Annotated in this window: 18 protein-coding genes; 9 read left to right on the forward strand and 9 right to left on the reverse strand. The window is 70.7% G+C overall.

The genetic code is table 11. The annotated features are described in order from the left end of the window. The first annotated feature begins 5 nt into the window (after positions 1 to 5). From ABZ477_RS07005 to ABZ477_RS07030, 6 genes are all read left to right on the forward strand, one after another. On the forward strand, positions 6 to 1,091 hold the full coding sequence (locus tag ABZ477_RS07005; protein WP_360130002.1) for a substrate-binding domain-containing protein: 1,086 nt from the start codon (positions 6 to 8) through the stop codon (positions 1,089 to 1,091). Positions 1,092 to 1,095: 4 nt separating this feature from the next. Continuing rightward, positions 1,096 to 1,980: an ATP-binding cassette domain-containing protein gene (locus ABZ477_RS07010; protein ID WP_360130005.1), complete on the forward strand. Its 885-nt coding sequence runs from the start codon at positions 1,096 to 1,098 to the stop codon at positions 1,978 to 1,980. Between the two features lie 53 nt (positions 1,981 to 2,033). Continuing rightward, positions 2,034 to 3,230, forward strand: coding sequence for a sugar ABC transporter permease (locus ABZ477_RS07015; protein ID WP_360131067.1), 1,197 nt, complete (start codon positions 2,034 to 2,036; stop codon positions 3,228 to 3,230). Positions 3,231 to 3,509: 279 nt separating this feature from the next. Continuing rightward, a complete protein-coding gene (locus ABZ477_RS07020; protein ID WP_360130008.1) occupies positions 3,510 to 4,595 on the forward strand; it encodes a substrate-binding domain-containing protein in 1,086 nt (361 codons plus the stop codon). A gap of 78 nt (positions 4,596 to 4,673) precedes the next feature. Beyond that, positions 4,674 to 5,462 carry an ATP-binding cassette domain-containing protein gene (locus ABZ477_RS07025; RefSeq protein ID WP_360130011.1) on the forward strand — a complete coding sequence of 263 codons (789 nt, stop codon included), beginning with the start codon at positions 4,674 to 4,676 and terminating at the stop codon, positions 5,460 to 5,462. After that, positions 5,459 to 6,724: an ABC transporter permease gene (locus ABZ477_RS07030; protein WP_360130014.1), complete on the forward strand. Its 1,266-nt coding sequence runs from the start codon at positions 5,459 to 5,461 to the stop codon at positions 6,722 to 6,724. The genes ABZ477_RS07025 and ABZ477_RS07030 overlap by 4 nt, the downstream gene beginning before the upstream one ends. Positions 6,725 to 6,951: 227 nt before the next feature. On the opposite strand, the gene pntB is transcribed toward ABZ477_RS07030, so the two are convergent. Both pntB and ABZ477_RS07040 read right to left on the reverse strand, forming a co-directional pair. Then, positions 6,952 to 8,352, reverse strand: coding sequence for a Re/Si-specific NAD(P)(+) transhydrogenase subunit beta (pntB, locus tag ABZ477_RS07035; protein ID WP_360130017.1), 1,401 nt, complete (start codon positions 8,350 to 8,352; stop codon positions 6,952 to 6,954). Next, a complete protein-coding gene (locus ABZ477_RS07040; RefSeq protein WP_360130020.1) occupies positions 8,349 to 9,893 on the reverse strand; it encodes a Re/Si-specific NAD(P)(+) transhydrogenase subunit alpha in 1,545 nt (514 codons plus the stop codon). Before ABZ477_RS07040 ends, pntB begins: the two co-directional genes overlap by 4 nt. Positions 9,894 to 10,064: 171 nt before the next feature. Here ABZ477_RS07040 and pyrE point away from each other — a divergent pair, with 171 nt between their 5' ends. Further along, positions 10,065 to 10,643, forward strand: coding sequence for an orotate phosphoribosyltransferase (gene pyrE, locus ABZ477_RS07045; protein WP_360130023.1), 579 nt, complete (start codon positions 10,065 to 10,067; stop codon positions 10,641 to 10,643). Positions 10,644 to 11,082: 439 nt separating this feature from the next. Here the strand turns inward: pyrE and ABZ477_RS07050 are convergent, their stop codons facing one another. From ABZ477_RS07050 to ABZ477_RS07065, 4 genes are read right to left on the reverse strand one after another with little or no spacing between them, the layout of a single operon-like run. Beyond that, complete coding sequence (locus ABZ477_RS07050) at positions 11,083 to 11,265, reverse strand: hypothetical protein (RefSeq protein WP_360130026.1); 183 nt, start codon at positions 11,263 to 11,265, stop codon at positions 11,083 to 11,085. A gap of 21 nt (positions 11,266 to 11,286) precedes the next feature. After that, a complete protein-coding gene (locus tag ABZ477_RS07055) occupies positions 11,287 to 11,415 on the reverse strand; it encodes a hypothetical protein (protein ID WP_360130029.1) in 129 nt (42 codons plus the stop codon). Then, a complete protein-coding gene (locus tag ABZ477_RS07060) occupies positions 11,415 to 11,987 on the reverse strand; it encodes a YdeI/OmpD-associated family protein (protein ID WP_360130032.1) in 573 nt (190 codons plus the stop codon). The genes ABZ477_RS07055 and ABZ477_RS07060 overlap by 1 nt, the downstream gene beginning before the upstream one ends. Positions 11,988 to 12,027: 40 nt before the next feature. Further along, a complete protein-coding gene (locus ABZ477_RS07065; protein WP_360130035.1) occupies positions 12,028 to 12,837 on the reverse strand; it encodes an HAD-IIA family hydrolase in 810 nt (269 codons plus the stop codon). Between the two features lie 43 nt (positions 12,838 to 12,880). Between ABZ477_RS07065 and ABZ477_RS07070 the strand changes: the two genes are divergently transcribed. Next, positions 12,881 to 13,834, forward strand: a complete 954-nt coding sequence (locus ABZ477_RS07070) for an SDR family NAD(P)-dependent oxidoreductase (RefSeq protein ID WP_360130038.1) — start codon at positions 12,881 to 12,883, stop codon at positions 13,832 to 13,834. A 201-nt stretch (positions 13,835 to 14,035) separates the two neighbouring features. Here ABZ477_RS07070 and ABZ477_RS07075 read toward each other — a convergent pair whose 3' ends face one another. Further along, positions 14,036 to 14,677 (reverse strand): metal-dependent transcriptional regulator, encoded by a 642-nt coding sequence (locus ABZ477_RS07075; RefSeq protein ID WP_360130041.1) that lies wholly within the window; start codon positions 14,675 to 14,677, stop codon positions 14,036 to 14,038. Positions 14,678 to 14,703: 26 nt separating this feature from the next. Continuing rightward, complete coding sequence (locus ABZ477_RS07080) at positions 14,704 to 16,047, reverse strand: Nramp family divalent metal transporter (RefSeq protein WP_360130044.1); 1,344 nt, start codon at positions 16,045 to 16,047, stop codon at positions 14,704 to 14,706. Between the two features lie 181 nt (positions 16,048 to 16,228). On the opposite strand from ABZ477_RS07080, the gene ABZ477_RS07085 reads away from it, so the two are divergent. Further along, entirely contained in the window at positions 16,229 to 16,867 is a 639-nt protein-coding gene (locus ABZ477_RS07085) for a TrmH family RNA methyltransferase (protein WP_360130047.1), read from the forward strand. A gap of 1 nt (position 16,868) precedes the next feature. Here the strand turns inward: ABZ477_RS07085 and ABZ477_RS07090 are convergent, their stop codons facing one another. After that, positions 16,869 to 18,188 carry an MATE family efflux transporter gene (locus tag ABZ477_RS07090; RefSeq protein ID WP_360130050.1) on the reverse strand — a complete coding sequence of 440 codons (1,320 nt, stop codon included), beginning with the start codon at positions 18,186 to 18,188 and terminating at the stop codon, positions 16,869 to 16,871. Between the last annotated feature and the right edge of the window lie 7 nt (positions 18,189 to 18,195).

The following is an 18,195-nucleotide window of genomic DNA, read 5'->3' on the forward strand; positions in this document are numbered from 1 at the left end:
AGACCATGCCGCGCGCACGGCGAGGAGGTACGAGGGCGCCCGTCCGGGCGGTCGCCCTGGCGGTCGGCGCGGCGCTGGCGGCTGCCGCGCTCGCGGCGTGCACCCCAGGGGGGCCGGCGGCCGGTGAGGAAGGGACGATCGCCCTCCTCCTCCCCGACGTGAAGACGGCGCGGTACGAGACGTTCGACCGGCCCTTCTTCGAGGCGCGCGTGGCCGAGCTCGGCGACTACCGCGTGCTCTATTCCAACGCCGATCAGGATGCCGCGAAGCAGCAGCAGCAGGCCGAGTCGGCGCTCGCCGCCGGGGCGCAGGTGCTCGTGCTCGACGCCGTCGACACGAAGGCCGCCGCCACGATCGTCGCGGACGCCGCCGCGCAGGGCGTCCCGGTCGTGTCCTACGACCGGCTCATCTCGGGCGGGGGCCTGGCCTACTACGTCTCGTTCGACAACGAGAAGGTCGGGCAGCTCCAGGCGACGGGCCTGGTCGAGGCGCTCGAGGAGCGGGGGACGCGGGGCGGCGGCATCCTGATGGTCAACGGCTCACCGACCGACAGCAACTCGGCGGCGTTCCGCGGGGGCGCGGACGCCGTACTGGAATTGAGCGGCCTCGAGATCCTCGCGGAGTACGACACCCCCGACTGGAGCCCCGACAAGGCGCAGGAATGGGTCGCTGGCCAGATCGCGCAGTACGGCGACCGGATCGCCGGCGTGTACGCCGCCAACGACGGCACGGCCGGCGGCGCCGTCTCGGCGCTCAAGGCGGCGGCGGTCGATCCCTTCCCGGTCGTGACGGGACAGGATGCCGAGCTCGCGGCTCTCCAGCGCATCGTGACGGGCGACCAGTACATGACGGTCTACAAGGCGATCAAGCCGCAGGCCGAGCGCGCCGCCGACGTCGCCGTCGCCCTCGTGCACGGCCAGGAGGTGACCGGCGCGCTCGACATCGACGGGACGCCCGCGACGCTGCTCGACCCCGTCGCGGTGACGGTCGACAACATCCTCGAGACGGTCGTCGCGGACGGATTCTGGACGGTCGAGGACATCTGCACGCCCGATTACGCGGCGGCATGCGAATCGGCTGGCATCCTGTAGGGCGATGTCGAACCCCGTCAGCTCCCCGCCGTACCGCAAGCGCGTCCTCACGATGCGCCGGGTCAGCAAGCACTTCGGAGCCGTCAAGGCGCTCACCGACGTGGACTTCTGGGTCAACGAGGGCGAGGTCGTGGCGCTGATCGGCGACAACGGCGCGGGCAAGTCGACGCTCGTGAAGATCCTCGCGGGCGTCCACCCGCCCGACGGGGGCACGATCGAGTTCGACGACGAGGAGGTCGTGATCGCGAGTCCCGCGGACTCGCAGGAGCTCGGGATCGAGACGATCTTCCAGGACCTCGCCCTGTGCGACAACCTCGACGTCGTCGCGAACCTCTGGCTCGGGCGCGAGCTGACCGCGAGCGGCGGCCTCGACGAGGTCGAGATGGAGCAGCGCACGTGGACGCTCCTGCGCGAGCTCTCGGCGAAGGTGCCGTCGGTGCGCATCCCGGTGGCCTCCCTCTCCGGTGGGCAACGGCAGACCGTCGCGATCGCGCGCTCGCTCATCGGCGATCCGCGCATCGTGATCCTCGACGAGCCGACCGCAGCGCTCGGCGTCGCGCAGACCGCCGAAGTGCTCAACCTCATCGAGCGCCTCCGCGAACGCGGGCACGGCGTCATCCTCATCAGCCACAACATGGCCGACGTGCTGGCCGTTGCCGACCGCGTCGTCGTCCTGCGACTGGGCCGCAACAACGGCGTCTTCAACGCCGTCGACGCGACGAGCGAGACCCTCGTGGCCGCCATCACGGGTGCGACGCAGAGCGGCGCGGCCCAGCCTGAACCGACGGCGTCGTCGCGGTCGGACGGCGGCGCCCCCATCATCCCCATGCCGACCAAGCAGACGCGACGAAGCCCGGGACGGCCGCGCGGCGATCGGAGCGACGCATGAGCGGCCTGCGCGACGAGCGCACAGCATCCGTCGAGCAGATCGAGGGGGACGGGATGCTGTCACCCGGCGCCGTGCGCCGTGCCGTGACCTCGCTCGTCGAGCGCGTGCGCGGCGGCGACCTCGGGTCGATCCCCGTCGTCGTCGGGCTCGTCGTGATCTGGACCGTCTTCCAGATCCTCAACCCCGTGTTCCTCACGAGTGCGAATCTCGTCCTCATCACGATGCAGTGCGCCGCGATCGGCACGATCGCGCTGGGCATCGTCGTGGTCCTGCTCGTCGGCGAGATCGACCTCTCGGTCGGATCGGTCTCGGGACTCGCGGCGGCGATCCTCGCCGTGACGTTCGTGCAGCTGGAGTGGCATGCGCTCTTCGCGCTCGCGGCGGCGATCGCGGCGGGGATGCTCGCGGGTCTGCTGTACGGATTCCTGTACTCGCGGTTCGGGCTCCCGAGCTTCGTCATCACGCTCGCAGGCCTCCTCGGCTTCCTCGGGCTGCAGCTGTGGGTCCTCGGCGGCACGGGGTCGATCAACCTGCCGTTCGACTCGTTCTTCGTGCAGTTCGCTCAGCAGATGTTCCTGCCGGCGTGGGCGTCGTACGTGATCGCCGGGCTGTCGGTCGCCGCGTACGCCTTCTCGCTCATCCGGCGGGCGCGGCGGCGCGCGGCGGCGAACCTCGAGAGCCAGAGCTACCTCGAGATCGGGGTTCGCAGCGGCCTGCTCCTGGCGTTCCTGCTCGCGTCGGCGTGGTACCTCAACCTCTCGCGCGGCGTCGGCGTCATGTTCCTCTTCTTCATCGGCCTCGTCGTGACGATGCATCTCGTGCTGAGCCGCACGCGCTGGGGGCGGGCCGTGTACGCCGTCGGCGGTTCCGTCGAGGCGGCGCGCCGGGCGGGCATCCGCGTCGACCGGATCTACCTCTCGGTGTTCGCCCTGTGCTCGAGCCTCGCCGCCGTGGGCGGCGTCCTGGCCGCGTCGCGGCTCGCTGCCGCCAACCAGAGCTCCGGCGGCGGCGACACCAACCTCAACGCGATCGCGGCCGCCGTCATCGGCGGTGCGAGCCTCTTCGGCGGCCGCGGCACGGCGTTCTCGGCGCTGCTCGGAGTCATCGTCATCCAATCGATCTCCTCCGGTCTCACGCTGCTCAGCCTCGACTCGTCCGTGCGGTTCATGGTGACGGGCGCCGTGCTGATCCTCGCCGTCATCGTCGACTCGATCTCGCGCCGCACACGCGTCGCCACGGGTCGCGCGTGAACTCACGGCGTGTCGCCGTGAATTCACTTGGCGAACGCGCACCCCGGACAAGGTGGGTAGACATTCGCACTCTGTAGGGAGCTGGAGCGTTTCAATTAGCAGAATGCTCGGAAAGGGCATTCCTCACCCTCGGCACGCCGCTGAAAGCTGGGCGATTCCTGGGCGTTGCCAAAGCGTTACGTTCACATCTTGACGCCAAGAACAGGTGATGGCGAAGATCACTTCAGGCGTGCAGACCCCGTGCGGCGCGCTCGCATGTTCAAAGACGAAAGGCGAACGATGAAGAAGTCATCACTGCTTGCCGCGACCGCTCTGGGAAGCGTCGCGGTTGCCCTGCTGGCGGGCTGTGCCGGCGGCGGCGGCGGCACCTCGACCGAGAGCGGCGACGCCGCCGAGGCAGGACGCGCGTGCGTCATCCTGCCCGACTCGGCCTCCTCCAACCGCTGGGAGGACCTGGACCGCAAGTACCTCCAGGAGGGACTCGAGGCAGCCGGCTTCGAGACCGACATCCAGAACGCGCAGGGCGACAAGGAGAAGTACGCCACGATCGCCGACCAGCAACTCACGCAGGGCTGCGGCGTCATGCTGCTCGTGGACTACCAGGGAGCGGGACTCGGCGTCGTCGACAAGGCGAAGGCCGAGGGCATCCCGGTCATCGCGTACGACCGTCCGCTCGCCGGAGCGGACTACTACGTGTCCTTCGACAACGTCGAGGTCGGACGCCTCGAGGGCCAGACCGTCGTCGACGGCCTGGAGGCCGCCGGCAAGGACCCGGCGACGGCTCAGGTCTTCTACATGGGCGGCGACCCGACCGACGGCAACGCCGGAATGTTCAAGGAAGGCGCTGTCGAGGTCATGGAGGCTGCGGGCATCACGCCGGCGCAGGAGCCCCCGGGCATCTGGGACCAGGCCAAGTCGGCGACCAACTTCGAGAACGCCCTCACCGCCAACGACGGCAAGGTCGACGCCGTCTGGTCTGCCAACGACGCGAACGCCGCCGGCGTCATCGGCATCCTGCAGAAGAACGGGCTCACCGGAGTCCCGATCTCGGGCCAGGACGCGCAGCTGGCCGCACTGCAGTTCATCCTCACCGGCTGGCAGACCGCGACGGTCTACAAGCCCGTGAAGGACGAGGCGGATGCTGCTGTCGAGACCGCCATCGCGCTGCTCCAGGGTGAGACGCCCGAAGCGGGCGCTGAGCTGGAGGACGGGACGCCCTACATCCAGGTGACGCCGATCCTCGTCGGACCCGAGCAGGTCAAGGACGTCGTCGCCGCAGGCGACGCGGACGCGGCCGAGCTCTGCACGGGCACGATCGAAGGCGTCGACGTTGCCGACAAGTGCGCGGAGTACGGCGTACAGTAACCGCTGACCGCACAGGGGCGTCGCGTCCTCCGGGCGCGGCGCCCCTTGTGCGACCCGATGAATCGCAAGGAAGCGAGCATGCCAGAACCCATCATCGAGCTCGTCGGTGTGAAGAAGTCCTTCGGCCCGGTCAGCGTCCTGAAGGGCGTCGACCTCAAGGTCTACCCCGGCCGGGTGACCGCCCTCGTCGGCGACAACGGCGCCGGCAAGTCCACGCTCATCAAGGGCCTCGCGGGAGTCCAGCCCTACGACCAGGGCGAGGTGCTGATCGACGGAGTCCACCGCGACCTGCACACGCCTCGTGAATCGGGGTCGCTCGGCATCGAGGTCGTGTACCAGGACCTCGCCCTGTGCGACAACCTCGACATCGTCCAGAACATGTTCCTCGGCCGCGAGGAGATGTCGACAGGCACCTTCGACGAGGGCCGGATGGAGAAGGAGGCGTCCGACACGCTGCGCTCCCTCTCCGTGCGCACCGTGAAGTCGGTGCGGCAGAAGGTCTCGAGCCTCTCGGGCGGCCAGCGCCAGACCGTCGCGATCGCGCGAGCCGTCCTCAAGAAGGCGCGCGTCGTCATCCTCGACGAGCCGACCGCCGCGCTGGGCGTCGCCCAGACCGAGCAGGTGCTCAACCTCGTCAAGCGGCTGAGCGAGCAGGGCGTCGCGGTGATCCTCATCAGCCACAACCTCGCCGATGTGTTCGAGGTCGCCGACGACATCGCGGTGCTCTATCTCGGCCAGATGGTCGCGCAGCTCGACACGAACCAGACCAACCGGGACGACGTCGTCGGCTACATCACGGGCACCAAGACGCAGGGAGTGGACCTGATCGACACGACGACCGTCACGACCGAGGGAGGCATCGCATGAGCGCCCCGACACGAACCGACGCCGGTCCGGACCCGGTGGCGAGCGACCTCATCGGCAGCGGCGCGGAGGGCGGCCTCGGCGACCAGGTCCAGGCGTGGCTCCAGCGGGTCCGCGGCGGCGAGATGGGCGCGCTCCCCGCCATCGGCGGACTCGTCGTCCTCTGCGTCCTGTTCTCCCTGCTGAGCCGCTTCTTCCTCACCGAGCGCAACTTCGCCAACCTCTTCAACCAGGCGGCACCGCTCGTCATGCTGGGCATGGCGCTCGTGTTCGTCCTGCTGCTCGGCGAGATCGACCTGTCCGCCGGCGTCACGGGCGGCAACGCGATGGCGATCTTCGTCGTCTTCGCGGCGAACGGCGTGCCGTGGCCGCTCGCGCTGCTCGCCGGCTTCGTCTTCGGCATCGCCATCGGCGCGCTCATCGGCTTCTTCGTCGCGAGGATCGGCATCCCGTCGTTCGTCGTGACGCTGGGTCTGTTCCTCGGGCTTCAAGGGCTCGCGCTCATCATCATCGGAGAGGGCGGCCTCTACCGAATCGACGTCCCGGAGCTGCGGGCGCTGCAGAACGGCAACCTCCCCGTATGGGGCGGATGGGCGATGCTCGCGATCATGATCGGGATCTCGGCCGCCACGTCCTTCTGGGACCGGGCCCGTCGGACCCGCGCGGGGGTGCCCAACCGGCCGATCTCACTCGTGTGGATCAAGCTCGGCGTCATCGCGGTGCTGGGCGGCGTGGTCGTCTACTTCCTGAACCTCGACCGCGGGCAGTCGATCAACGTCGTCCAGGGCGTGCCGATCATCGTCCCCGTGACGCTGCTCATCCTGTGGCTCGGCACCTTCATGCTCGACCGCACCCGGTTCGGGCGCTACATCTACGCGATCGGCGGCAACGCCGAGGCCGCACGCCGCGCGGGCATCAAGGTCCGCTGGGTCAAGTGGTGGGCGTTCGTGATCTGTTCCGGGCTGTCCGTCGTCGCGGCCCTCTTCAGCGTCACGCGCGTCGGCTCCGTCGACGCGACGGTCGGGCGCGACATCGTCCTGAGCGGTGTCGCGGCGGCGGTCGTCGGCGGCGTCAGCCTCTTCGGCGGTCGGGGCCGGCTCATCCACGCGGCGATCGGCGCGCTCGTCATCGCCGTCATCACGAACGGCCTGGGCCTGCTCGGACTCACGTCGGGCATCAACCTCATGGTGACCGGCGGGGTCCTGATCCTCGCCGCCACCGTCGACGCCCTGTCGCGCCTGCGTGGCAACGGCATAAGGACCTGACGGCACCCGAACCCGTCGGCCGGTGGACCGGATGCCGCAGCCCACGCGGGGCGCGGCATCCGGTCTTCTTCGTTCCCGGGCGTCCGCGCCCTCGGTACGCCCGCGAGACTGCATCGGAGCACCGAGACTGCGCGAAATCCCTGCTGTCTCGGTGCCCGGTTGCAGTCTCGCGGCTGGAGGTCGGGAGGTCGGGAGCGGGGGGCGGGGGGCGGGGGGCGAGGGACGGATCAGAGCTCGCGGAGGATGTCCTCCACGCGCTCCTTCGCGTCGCCGAAGAGCATCGCGGCGTTCTCGCGGAAGAACAGCGGGTTCTGCACCCCCGCGTACCCCGACGCCATCGAGCGCTTGAAGACGACGACGTTCTCGGCATCCCACACCCGGAGCACGGGCATTCCCGCGATCGGGCTCGTGGGGTCTTCGGCGGCGGCCGGGTTGACGGTGTCGTTGGCGCCGATGACGAGCACGACCGTCGTGTCGGCGAAGTCGTCGTTGATCTCGTCCATCTCCAGGACGATGTCGTACGGCACCTTCGCCTCCGCGAGGAGCACGTTCATGTGGCCCGGCAGGCGCCCCGCGACGGGATGGATGCCGAACTGCACGTCGACGCCGCGTTCGCGCAGCCGCGCCGCGAGCTCGGCGACGGGGTACTGCGCCTGCGCGACGGCCATGCCGTAGCCCGGGGTGATGACGACGCGGGATGCCGCGGCCAGCAGCTCCGCGACGCTCTGCGCGTCGGTCTCGCGGTGTTCGCCGGTCTCCTCGTCGGTCGACTTGGGCGCCTCGATGCCGAAGCCGCCCGCGATGACGGAGATGAAGGACCGGTTCATCGCCTTGCACATGATGTACGACAGGTACGCACCCGAGGAGCCCACGAGTGCGCCCGTGATGATGAGCAGGTCGTTGTTGAGCAGGAAGCCGGCCGCGGCGGCCGCCCAGCCGGAGTAGCTGTTGAGCATCGAGACGACGACCGGCATGTCGCCGCCGCCGATGGAGGCGACCAGGTGCCACCCGAGTGCGAGCGCGAGGACCGTCACGACCACGAGCAGCCACAGGTCGGGCGTGATGACGTACCAGACGGTCAGGGCGACGAACGCGACGAGGGCGCCGATGTTGAGCGCGTTCTTGCCCGGCAGCATGAGCGGCTTGGAAGACATGCGCGCCGACAGCTTGAGGAACGCCACGATCGAGCCCGTGAAGGTCACGGCGCCGATGAAGACGCCGATGAAGACCTCGGCGTGGTGGATGTCGGCGAGGGCGCCCTCGAGGCCCGTGTCGTAGAGGGCGCCGTTCCAGCCGACGAGGACCGCGGCCAGGCCCACGAAGGAGTGCAGCAGGGCGATGAGCTCCGGCATCCCGGTCATCTCGACGACCCGCGCTCGCCACAGGCCGATCGCGCCGCCGATCAGCACCGCGACGACGAGGAAGACCAGTCCGAGCTGCGCCTGCGGGTCGCCCCACGCGTCCTCGGCCGTGAGCCACGCGGTCGCGATGAGCGCGATCGTCATGCCGGCGATGCCGTACGACACGCCCGAGCGCGCCGTCTCGTGCTTGCTGAGGCCGTGCAGGCTCAGGATGAAGAGCAGTCCCGCGACGATGTAGGCAGCGGTCGCGACGGATGCGGCGCTCACCTGTCGCCGCCCTTCGAGAACATCGCGAGCATTCGGCGGGTGACCGAGAAGCCGCCGAAGACGTTGATGCTCGCCAGCAGCACGGCGATCCCCGCGAGGATCTGCACCGTGATGTCGGGGACGGTGACCTGCACCATGGCGCCGACGATGATGATGCCCGAGATGGCGTTCGTGACGCTCATGAGCGGCGTGTGCAGGGCGTGGTGCACGTGCCCGATGACGTAGAAGCCGACGACGACGGACAGCATGAGCACCGTGAGGTGCTGCGGGAGCGGCTCGGGCGCGACCGCCGCGAGGGCGAACAGCAGGCCGATCCCGATCGCGATGAGCCCCGTCCGGGCTCCCTTCGACAGCCCCTTCTTCTTCGCGGGCTCGACCACGACGGGGGTGGATGCTGCGGCCGGCGCCGGCGCGACGGACACCGATACGGGTGGTGGTGGCCAGGTCGACTCGCCGTCTCGGACGACCGTGATGGAGCGCTGCACGACGTCGTCGAAGTCGAGCACGAGCTCGCCGTCCTTTCCGGGCGTCAGGAGCTTCAGGAGGTTGAGCAGGTTCGTGCCGTACAGCTGCGACGCCTGCGTCGGCAGGCGGCCCGCGAGATCGGTGTAGCCGAGGATCACGACGCCGTTCGAGGTCACGACGCGCTCGCCGGCGACGGAGCCCTCGACGTTCCCGCCCTGCGCGGCGGCCATGTCGACGATGACGCTCCCGGGGGGCATGGACGCGACATCCGCCGCAGTGATCAGACGCGGCGCGGGACGGCCCGGAATGAGGGCGGTCGTGATGATGATGTCGACCTCGGCGGCCTGCGCCGAGTACAGCGCAGCCGCGGCACGGTCGTAGTCCGCGCTCGTCGCCTTCGCATAGCCGTCGGTCGACTGCTCGACGACCGCCTCAACCGGCAGATACTCGCCGCCGATCGACTTCACCTGGTCGGCGACCTCGGGTCGGGGGTCGGTCGCGCGGACGATCGCGCCGAGGCTCGACGCTGCGCCGATCGCCGCGAGGCCCGCGACGCCGGCGCCCGCGACCAGGACCTTCGCGGGCGGCACCTTTCCGGCGGCGGTCACCTGACCCGTGAAGAACCGGCCGAACTCGTGCGCCGCCTCGACCACGGCGCGGTAGCCGGAGATGTTCGCCATCGAGCTGAGCACGTCCATCGACTGCGCGCGCGAGATGCGGGGCACGGCGTCCAGGGCGAGCGCCGTGATGCCGCGCGTCTGGAGCGACTCGCGCACGTCGGGACGCAGCGCAGGGCTCAGCAGGCCGATGACCGTCGCCCCGTCCGCGAGCAGGTCGACCTCGGCCGGCGTCGGCGCGTCGACCTTGAGGACGACGGGCGAGGCCCACGCGGTGGCCCGGTCGACGAGGCGGGCGCCGGACGCCTGGAACGCGGCATCCGGAAAGGCGGATGCTGCTCCCGCACCCCGCTCGACCGCCACCTCGTAGCCGAGGGCGATGATCTTCTCCACGGTGGCGGGAGTCGCGGAGACGCGCGTCTCTCCCGGCTGCTCGGCGACGATCCCGATGAGGGTCATTCGATGCTCCTGTGCTCGCGGTGGCGGTGCGGACGGTGCGTGGACGCGCCACCGATTCGAATTCTTCCGGATGGTGCGCCGTGTGGCGCGGCACTCACCCTCGTCCGGCGAGAAAGTCCGCGGCTTCCTGCCGATCCGGTGGCGTGGGACGTGCCTCCGTAGACTCGGCATATGACCGTCGCCTCCACGCCCGAGCTCGAATCCGACCGCCGAGCCCTCATAGACCTCATCAAGGCCGAGGCGGTGTTCCACGGCGACTTCACGCTCTCGAGCGGCAAGAAGGCCTCGTACTACGTCGACATGCGCAAGCTCACGCTCGACCACCGGGCGGCGCCCGCGATCGGCCGGATCATCCTCGACCTCATCCGGGACGTCGACGGGATCGTCGCAGTCGGCGGGCTGACGCTCGGCGCCGACCCCATCGCGAACGCCGTCATGCACGAGTCGGCCCGCACCGAGCGGCCGCTCGACGCGTTCGTCGTGCGCAAGGAGCCCAAGGACCACGGCCGCGGCCGCCAGGTCGAGGGGGCGGATGTCGCGGGCAAGCGCGTCGTCGTCGTCGAGGACACCTCGACCACGGGCCAGTCGGCTCTCAAGGCCGTCGAGGCGCTCCGTCGCGAAGGCGCCGAGCCGGTCGCCGTCGCCGTCATCGTCGACCGTAAGACGGGCGCGCAGGCCGCCGTCGAGGAGGCCGGGCTCGAGTGGCTCGCCGCGATCGACCTCGACGACCTGGGCCTCGCCCCGCAATAGCGCCGGGCCCGGTCGGTTCGGGCGACGTTGTCCTCGATCGGAGGACGGATGCCGCGCCAACCGCCTCCGGCAGGCCACAACTCCTCCCGAGCGGCACGGGCCGGGTCGGCGGGGGCTCACGAGGGGTTGTCCTCGATCGGAGGACGGATGCTGCGGCAAACTCCTCCGGCGGGCCACAACTCCTCCCGAACGGCGCATCCTGGCGGCAGGGGGGTCGCGAGGGGTTGTCCTCGATCGGAGGACGGATGCCGCGGCAAACGCCTCCGCAGCGCCACAACTCCTCCCGAACGGGACGTTCCGCGGTCGGAGGTCGGATGCCGTTTCGTCTGGCTTCGCTCGCTCAACGACCGGGGGCGTGACGCCCGTCGGTCGTTGAGCGAGGAGCGAAGCGACGAGACGAAACGTCCTGGACCGACGGGCGAGCCAGGCCTGTCCCCGCTCAGCCGCGGAACAGGGTCTGCGAGGCGAGCGCCAGCAGGATGCCGGCCACGACGAGCACGATGATCGCGACTCGCGTCCGGCCCGTCCCTGCGCCGTTCACGCCGGCCTTCTTGTTGCGCTGCCAGAGGATCGTGGCGGCCACGAGGCAGCCGAGCGCGAGGAGGACGACGGCGAGTGACATGCTCCCGATGCTACGGCCGGATCACTCGCCGTCGCGGTCGTCGTCGCGCTTCTTGCCGTATCTGCGGCGGTACTGCACGACCCACACGATCAGGGTCCCCGCGAGGATCACGATCGTCACGCCGTAGAGGAGGGACTGTTCGAGCGGCATCAGGGGCGCTTCCCTTCTGCGGCATCCGCGACGAGCTTCGCGATCCGCGCGGCCCGGGTGTCGGGGCGGCGCGCCGCGTCGACCGCCGCGATGCCGATCTTGCGGGCCGAGGGTGGGAAGGCGTCCCAGTTCGCGCGCGCGGGGGGAGCAGCATCCAGTGCCGTCTTCAGATCGTCGGGCTCGCGCAGTGCCTCGGCGTTGTCGAGGATCGTCCACGACCCGTTCGCCTTCGCGAGCTCCACGGCGCGGATGCCGGCCTCTGCCATGAGGCCCTGCTCATCCAGGACGACGAGCCGCGCCTTGTTCGTCGCCGCCCAGCCGCTCGAGGGTCGCCGCGGGGCGAACCAGAGCCCGCCCGTCTGCTCGTCGAACGACCGCACGGGACCGTCGATCCACCCGAAGCACAGCGCCTGCAGGATCGCGTCCTCGTAGCCGATCAGCTCGAGGTCGGCCCCTGGCCGCGGCCGGACCAGCCACGCGCCCTTCGACGTCGCGTGATGCCTCTCGAGCCACGATCGCCAGGCCGCGGCGTCTCGCGCGACGACCTTCTCACCGTCGTCGAGAGCGCCCATGCCGCCGACGATACCGGGCATCGCCGACACGCGGCGACGGTCAGAGCAGCTCGGGCAGCTCCGACTCGGCCGCCTCGGCCTCGACGAGGTCGGCGACGGAGTCGAGCACCTCATCCGGCCGGAACGGGTAGCGCTCGATCTCAGCTGGATCGCTGATGCCGGTGAGGACGAGCACGGTGTGCAGGCCCGCCTCGATGCCGGCGACGACGTCGGTGTCCATGCGGTCGCCGATCATCCCGGTCGTCTCGGAGTGCGCGCCGATGCGGTTCAGGGCCGACCGGAACATCATGGGGTTCGGCTTGCCGACGACGTAGGGCTCCTTGCCCGTCGCCTTCGTGATGAGCGCCGCGAACGAGCCGGTCGCGGGCACGACGCCGTACGGCGTGGGGCCGGTCGGGTCGGGGTTCGTGATGATGAACCGCGCGCCGGCGTTGATGAAGCGGATCGCCTTCGTGATCGCCTCGAACGAGTACTGCCGGGTCTCACCCACGACGACGTAGTCCGGCTGCGACTCGGTCATGATGTAGCCGGCCTCGTGCAGGGCTGTCGTGAGCCCCGCCTCGCCGATCACGAACGCCGTGCCGCCGGGCAGCTGGGAGCGGAGGAATTCCGCGGTCGCGAGTGCCGAAGTCCAGATCCGGTCCTCCGGGACGTCGAGGCCCGACCTCTTCAGGCGCGCGCTCAGGTCGCGCGGCGTGAAGATCGGGTTGTTCGTGAGGACGAGGAACGGCGTCCCCGTGTCGCGCCACTGCGCGAGGAGCTCCGCCGCGCCCGGAATGGGACGGTTCTCGTGAACGAGCACGCCGTCCATGTCGGTGAGCCAGCACTCGATGTCGGCGCGCGTCCGCATGCTGCCAGCCTATCCGGGCGCCGGGGGACGTAATCTCTAAGCCGTGGCCCGACCCGACTGGGATCCCCAGCACCTCCCCGACCTCCGCGCACGCACTTACCTCGTCACGGGTTCCAATGCGGGTCTCGGCTTCTTCTCATCCGAGCAGCTCGCCGAGGCGGGTGCGCATGTCGTCATGACCGGTCGTCATCCCAACCGGCTCGCGGCGGCGCGTGCCGCGGTTCTCCGCCGGAATCCGGATGCCTCGGTCGAGACGCTCCTCCTCGACACGAGCAATCTCGGCTCGGTGCGCGCCGCGGCAGCGACGGCCCGCGTGCGGGGGCGTCTCGACGGCGTCCTGCTCAACGCGGGGATCGTGCATCCGCCGAAGGAGCGCGAGCAGACGCAGGACGGCAACGAGCTCGTGTTCGCGACCAACGCCCTCGGACACTTCGCGCTCGCCGGTGAGCTGCTGACGATTCTGGCCGCGGCATCCGGCCGCCTCGTGTGGCTCGGCAGCATGTCCACGACGATCAGCCCGTACGACCCCGTGGATCCGCAGCTCGTCGACGGCTACACGCCGTGGCGCGCATACGTGCAGTCCAAGATCGCGACGAGCGTCCTGGGCTTCGAGGCCGATCGGCGGCTGCGCGCCGCGGGCGTGCGCGTGTCGAGTGTCGTCGCCCACCCCGGATACTCCACGAGCGGTCGCACGATCGGCATCCGCGGCGTCAACGAGCCGACGCGCACGACGAGGTTCGTCGACAACCTCCAAGCCGCCTTCGCCCAGTCGAAGGAGCACGGCGCGTGGCCCCTCGTCCGCGCGCTCGCCGACGGCTCGATCGAGGGCGGCTCGTTCGTCGGCCCGCGCTTCGGCATGCGCGGGGAGCCGCGCATCGTCACGCCGGCGCGGATCGTGCGCAGCGCCGACATCGCCGAGCGCGTCTGGCAGGTCTGCCAGGACGCGACGCGGCTCGCGTGGCCGTTCGAGAAGGCCGCGCGCGTCCGCCCGCGCTGACGGTTCGGGATCCCGCACCGCGGCGGAGGCGTTCCGCCGAGATGCCCGAAGATCTGGCATCTCGACGCCGGGATGCCCGAAGATCTGGCATCTCGACGCCGGGATACCCGAAGATCTGGCATCTCGACGCCGGGATACCCGAAGACCTGGCTTCTCGACGTCGATCGGCGCGAGCCTCGACAGGCCGACGCGGCCGACGGATCAGGCCGTGAGCCAGACCGCCTGAGCCGCGCCTTCCGGGAGCGCGACGGGCGCGGAATCGTCGACGACCACGACGGTGCCGGCATCATGCACCCGGACGGTGCGGCCGACGTCCACGCCGACGCCGACGAGCGCGCGCAGCAGCGCGGGATCGCGGTCGCTCACGCGCAGCACGCGTCCGGCGTGCCCCTCCCGCGCGGCGGCGAGCAGCACGAAGGGCTCGCGGTGGACGCGGCCCTCGGCATCCGGGATCGCGTCGCCGTGGGGGTCGTGCGTCGGACGCCCGAGCCGCTCGTCGATGCGCTCGAGCAGGCGGTCGCTGATGGAGTGCTCGAGCACTTCGGCCTCGTCGTGGACCTCGTCCCACCCGTAGTCGAACTCGCGCACGAGCCACGTCTCGATGAGGCGGTGCCGGCGGATGATCGCCGCCGCGCGGCGCTCGCCGTCGGCGCTCAGCGCGACGGGTCCGTAGGGGCGGTGCGTGACGAGCCCCTGCGCCGCGAGCTTCTGCACCATCTCGGTCACGCTCGACGGCGCGAGTCCGAGCTCCGCCGCGAGCTGCGACGGCGTGATGCGATCGTCCTGCCACTCGGTGTGGTGGTAGATCGTCTTGAGGTAGTCGTCGACGGCGGGGGACGGCACGGTGCCAGGCTACCGGGAGCCGCCGATCACGCCCCCGTGAAGACGAGCCACAGCAGCGTCGCGTTGAGCGCGATGAGGAAGACGGATGCTGCCACCCCCGCCGCGGTCGTCATGGCGCGGTTGCGGAAGACGCCGAGCACCTCGGACTTCGCTGTGACCGCCACGAGCGGGATGAGCGCGAAGGGGATGCCGAACGACAGCACGACCTGGCTCAGGACGAGGGCGACCGTGGGGTCGAAGCCCAGCGCGAGGATGATGAGCGCCGGCGCGAGCGTCACGAGCCGGCGGGTCAGCAGCGGCACATCGATGTGCAGGAGGCCGTGCATGATCTCGGCGCCGGCGTACGCGCCGACGGAGGTCGAGGCCAGGCCGCTCGCGAGGAGGCCGACGGCGAACAGCGTCGCGACGGTCGGGCCGAGCCCCGCGTAGAGGGCGGCGTACGCCCCCTCGAGCGAGTCCGTGCCGGGGACGCCGGCGAGGTTGGCGGCCGCGAGCAGCAGGATGCAGAGGTTCACCGTGCCCGCGATGATCATCGCGATCGTGACGTCCCAGCGCGTCGCGCGCAGGAGCCGGGTCGTCGAGATCCCGCGGAGCTCGGCGAGCTCGGGACGAGCGGGAGGGGTCGGTCCGCCGGCATCCGTCCCCCCGACGGATGCCGGCGCGCCGGTGGGCGCGAAGCGATCGCGCGCGAGCGCGCTGTGCGCGTAGATCGCGTGCGGCATGATCGTCGCGCCCAGGATCGAGGCGGCCAGCAGCACCGAGCCGGCGTCCTCGAAGCGCGGGACGAGGCCCGAGACGACGCCTGCCGGGTCGGGCGGCGCCACGATGACGCCGAACGTGAACCCGACGGCGATGATGACGATGAGCCCGATGACGACGAATTCGAACGTCTTGGGCCCGCGGCGCGACTGCACGAGCAGCATGACGATCGAGACGGTGCCCGTGATGACACCGCCCCACAGGAGGGGCAGGTCGAACAGGAGGTTCAGCGCGACGGCTCCGCCGATGACCTCGGCGATGTCGGTCGCCATCGCCACGAGCTCCGCCTGCAGCCAGTAGGCACGCCGGCCCCACTTGTTCCGGATGCGCGAGCCCAGCATCTCGGGGAGGCTCTTGCCCGTGACGATCCCGAGCTTGGCCGAGAGGTACTGGATGAGCCACGCCATGACGTTGCCGAGCACGACGACCCACACGAGGAGATAGCCGTACAGCGCGCCCGCGGTCATGTTGCTCGCGACGTTGCCGGGGTCGAGGTAGGCGACGCCCGCGACGAGCGCGGGCCCGATGAGCCATGCGAGGCGGCGCAGGCTCAGGCGACGCCTCGGTGCGAGGTCGATCTCGGGGGGCTGCTCCGTCGCAGTTTTCGGCATACCGAAAACCTACCTCAGATTTCGGGATGCCGAAAGATCCGTGAGGCCGAGCCTCCATCGACCCCGGAGCATGTTCGCGACTCAGGCGGGATGCGGCGCGTCCGCGCGACACGCCGTGGCCCGCGCCCGCTCGCGCTGATCAGCCTGAGTTGCGAACAGGAACGGCGGCTAGCCTGGGCCGGTGACCGACGAGCCCGAAGCCCACGCGGAGCCCGAACTGCCGTACGGCGTCGGACCGTGGCCGGGCGGCGCCGACGCCTGGCCGGACGATCCGCGCTACGACCGGGAGCTGCTGGCCGAAGGCGACCGCCGGAACGTCGTGGACGAGTACCGCTACTGGTCGATGGACGCGATCGTCGCCGACCTCGACGGGAAGCGGCATCCGTTCCATGTCGCGATCGAGAACTGGCAGCACGACATGAACATCGGCTCGATCGTGCGCAGCGCCAACGCGTTCCTCGCGGCCGAGGTGCACATCGTGGGCAAGCGCCGCTGGAACCGCCGTGGTGCCATGGTGACCGACCGGTACCAGCACGTGCGCCACCACGAGGATGTGGCGGAGTTCGCCGCGTGGGCGGATGCCGCGGGCCTTCCGATCCTCGCGATCGACAACGTCGACGGCTCGGCGCCGGTCGACCACGCCGACCTCCCCGAGCGGTGCGTCCTGCTCTTCGGTCAGGAGGGCCCCGGGCTCTCGCGCGAGGCGCTCGCCGCGGCATCCGCCACCGTCCAGATCACCCAGTACGGCTCGACGCGCTCGATCAACGCGAGCGCCGCGGCGGCCGTCGTGATGTACGAGTGGTGCCGCCGCTGGGCCTAGCTCAGACCCCGACGGTCATCCAGGCCGCGCCGCGGACGCGCCAGCCGAGCGTGCCGAGGCGCGCGAGCATGTAGACGCCGAAGAAGGCGACGGACAGCCACGCGAGCCCGGCGGCGCCGGTCGGGTGCAGCGCCGCGAGGATCGCGAGGGACGGCAGGAACGGCACGAGGTTGATGCCGCCGGCGATCGCGAGATAGCGGCCGTCGCCCGCGCCGATGAGCACGCCGTCGAGCACGAACACGATGCCGCAGATCGGCTGGGCGACGGCGAGCACGAGCAGGGCGGGCTGAACCAAGGCGGCGATCTCGGCATCCCCCGTGAAGAGCAGCCCGATGACGCCCGAGAAGGCGGCGATGACGCCGCCCACGACGACGCCGAACCAGGCGCCCCACGCGACCGTGCGGCCCAGCACGCGGTGGACGCGCCGCTCGTCCTCGGCGCCGAGGCCCTTGCCGATGAGCGCCTGCGCCGCGATCGCGAGCGCATCGAGGGCGAATGCGGCCGTCGAGAAGATCGTGAACGCGACCTGCCAGCCGGCGAGCTCCTCCGTGCCGAGGGCCGTCGCGACGACGACCGTCGCGAGCAGTGCGATGCGCAGCGACACCGTGCGCAGGAAGAGCCAGCCTCCCGAGCGGGCCGAGCCGCGCACCCCCTCGCGATGAGGGCGGACGGATGCCTCGTGCCGGCGTGCGAGGCGCCCCACGACGACGACGTAGGCGCCGACCATCGCCCACTGGGCGACGACGGTCCCGGTCGCGGAGCCCGCGATGCCCCAGCCGAGTCCGTAGATGAAGGCCCAGTTGAGCAGGGCGTTGGCCGCGAAGCCGAGGCCGGCGATCCACAGGGGCGTCACGGTGTCCTGCATGCCGCGGAGGAGCCCCGTCGCGGCGAACACGACGAGCATCGCGGGAAGGCCCCACATCGAGATGCCGAGGTACGTGACGGCTTCGGACGCGACCTCGGGCGTCGCGCCGAAGAGGCCGACGAGGAACGGCGTCGCCGCGAAGCCCGCGAGCGCGAGGATCGCGCCGAGCCCGAGGGCCAGCCACATGCCGTCGATGCCGACGGACACGGCCCGCGTGGGATCGCCCGCGCCGAACCGCCGCGCGACGGCGGGAGTCGTCGAGTAGGCGAGGAAGACCATGAGCCCCACGATCGTCTGCAGGACCGCCGACGCGATCCCGAGGCCCGCGAGCGGCTCCACCCCGAGGTGTCCGACGAGCGCCGCGTCGACGATGAGGAACAGCGGCTCGGCGACGAGCGCGCCGAGCGCGGGGACGGCGAGCCGCAGGATGTCGCGATTGAGCGTGTCGGGGGCCACGGATCGA

It is taken from the genome of Microbacterium sp. NPDC019599 (assembly GCF_040632175.1).
Taxonomy (GTDB): Bacteria; Actinomycetota; Actinomycetes; order Actinomycetales; family Microbacteriaceae; genus Microbacterium.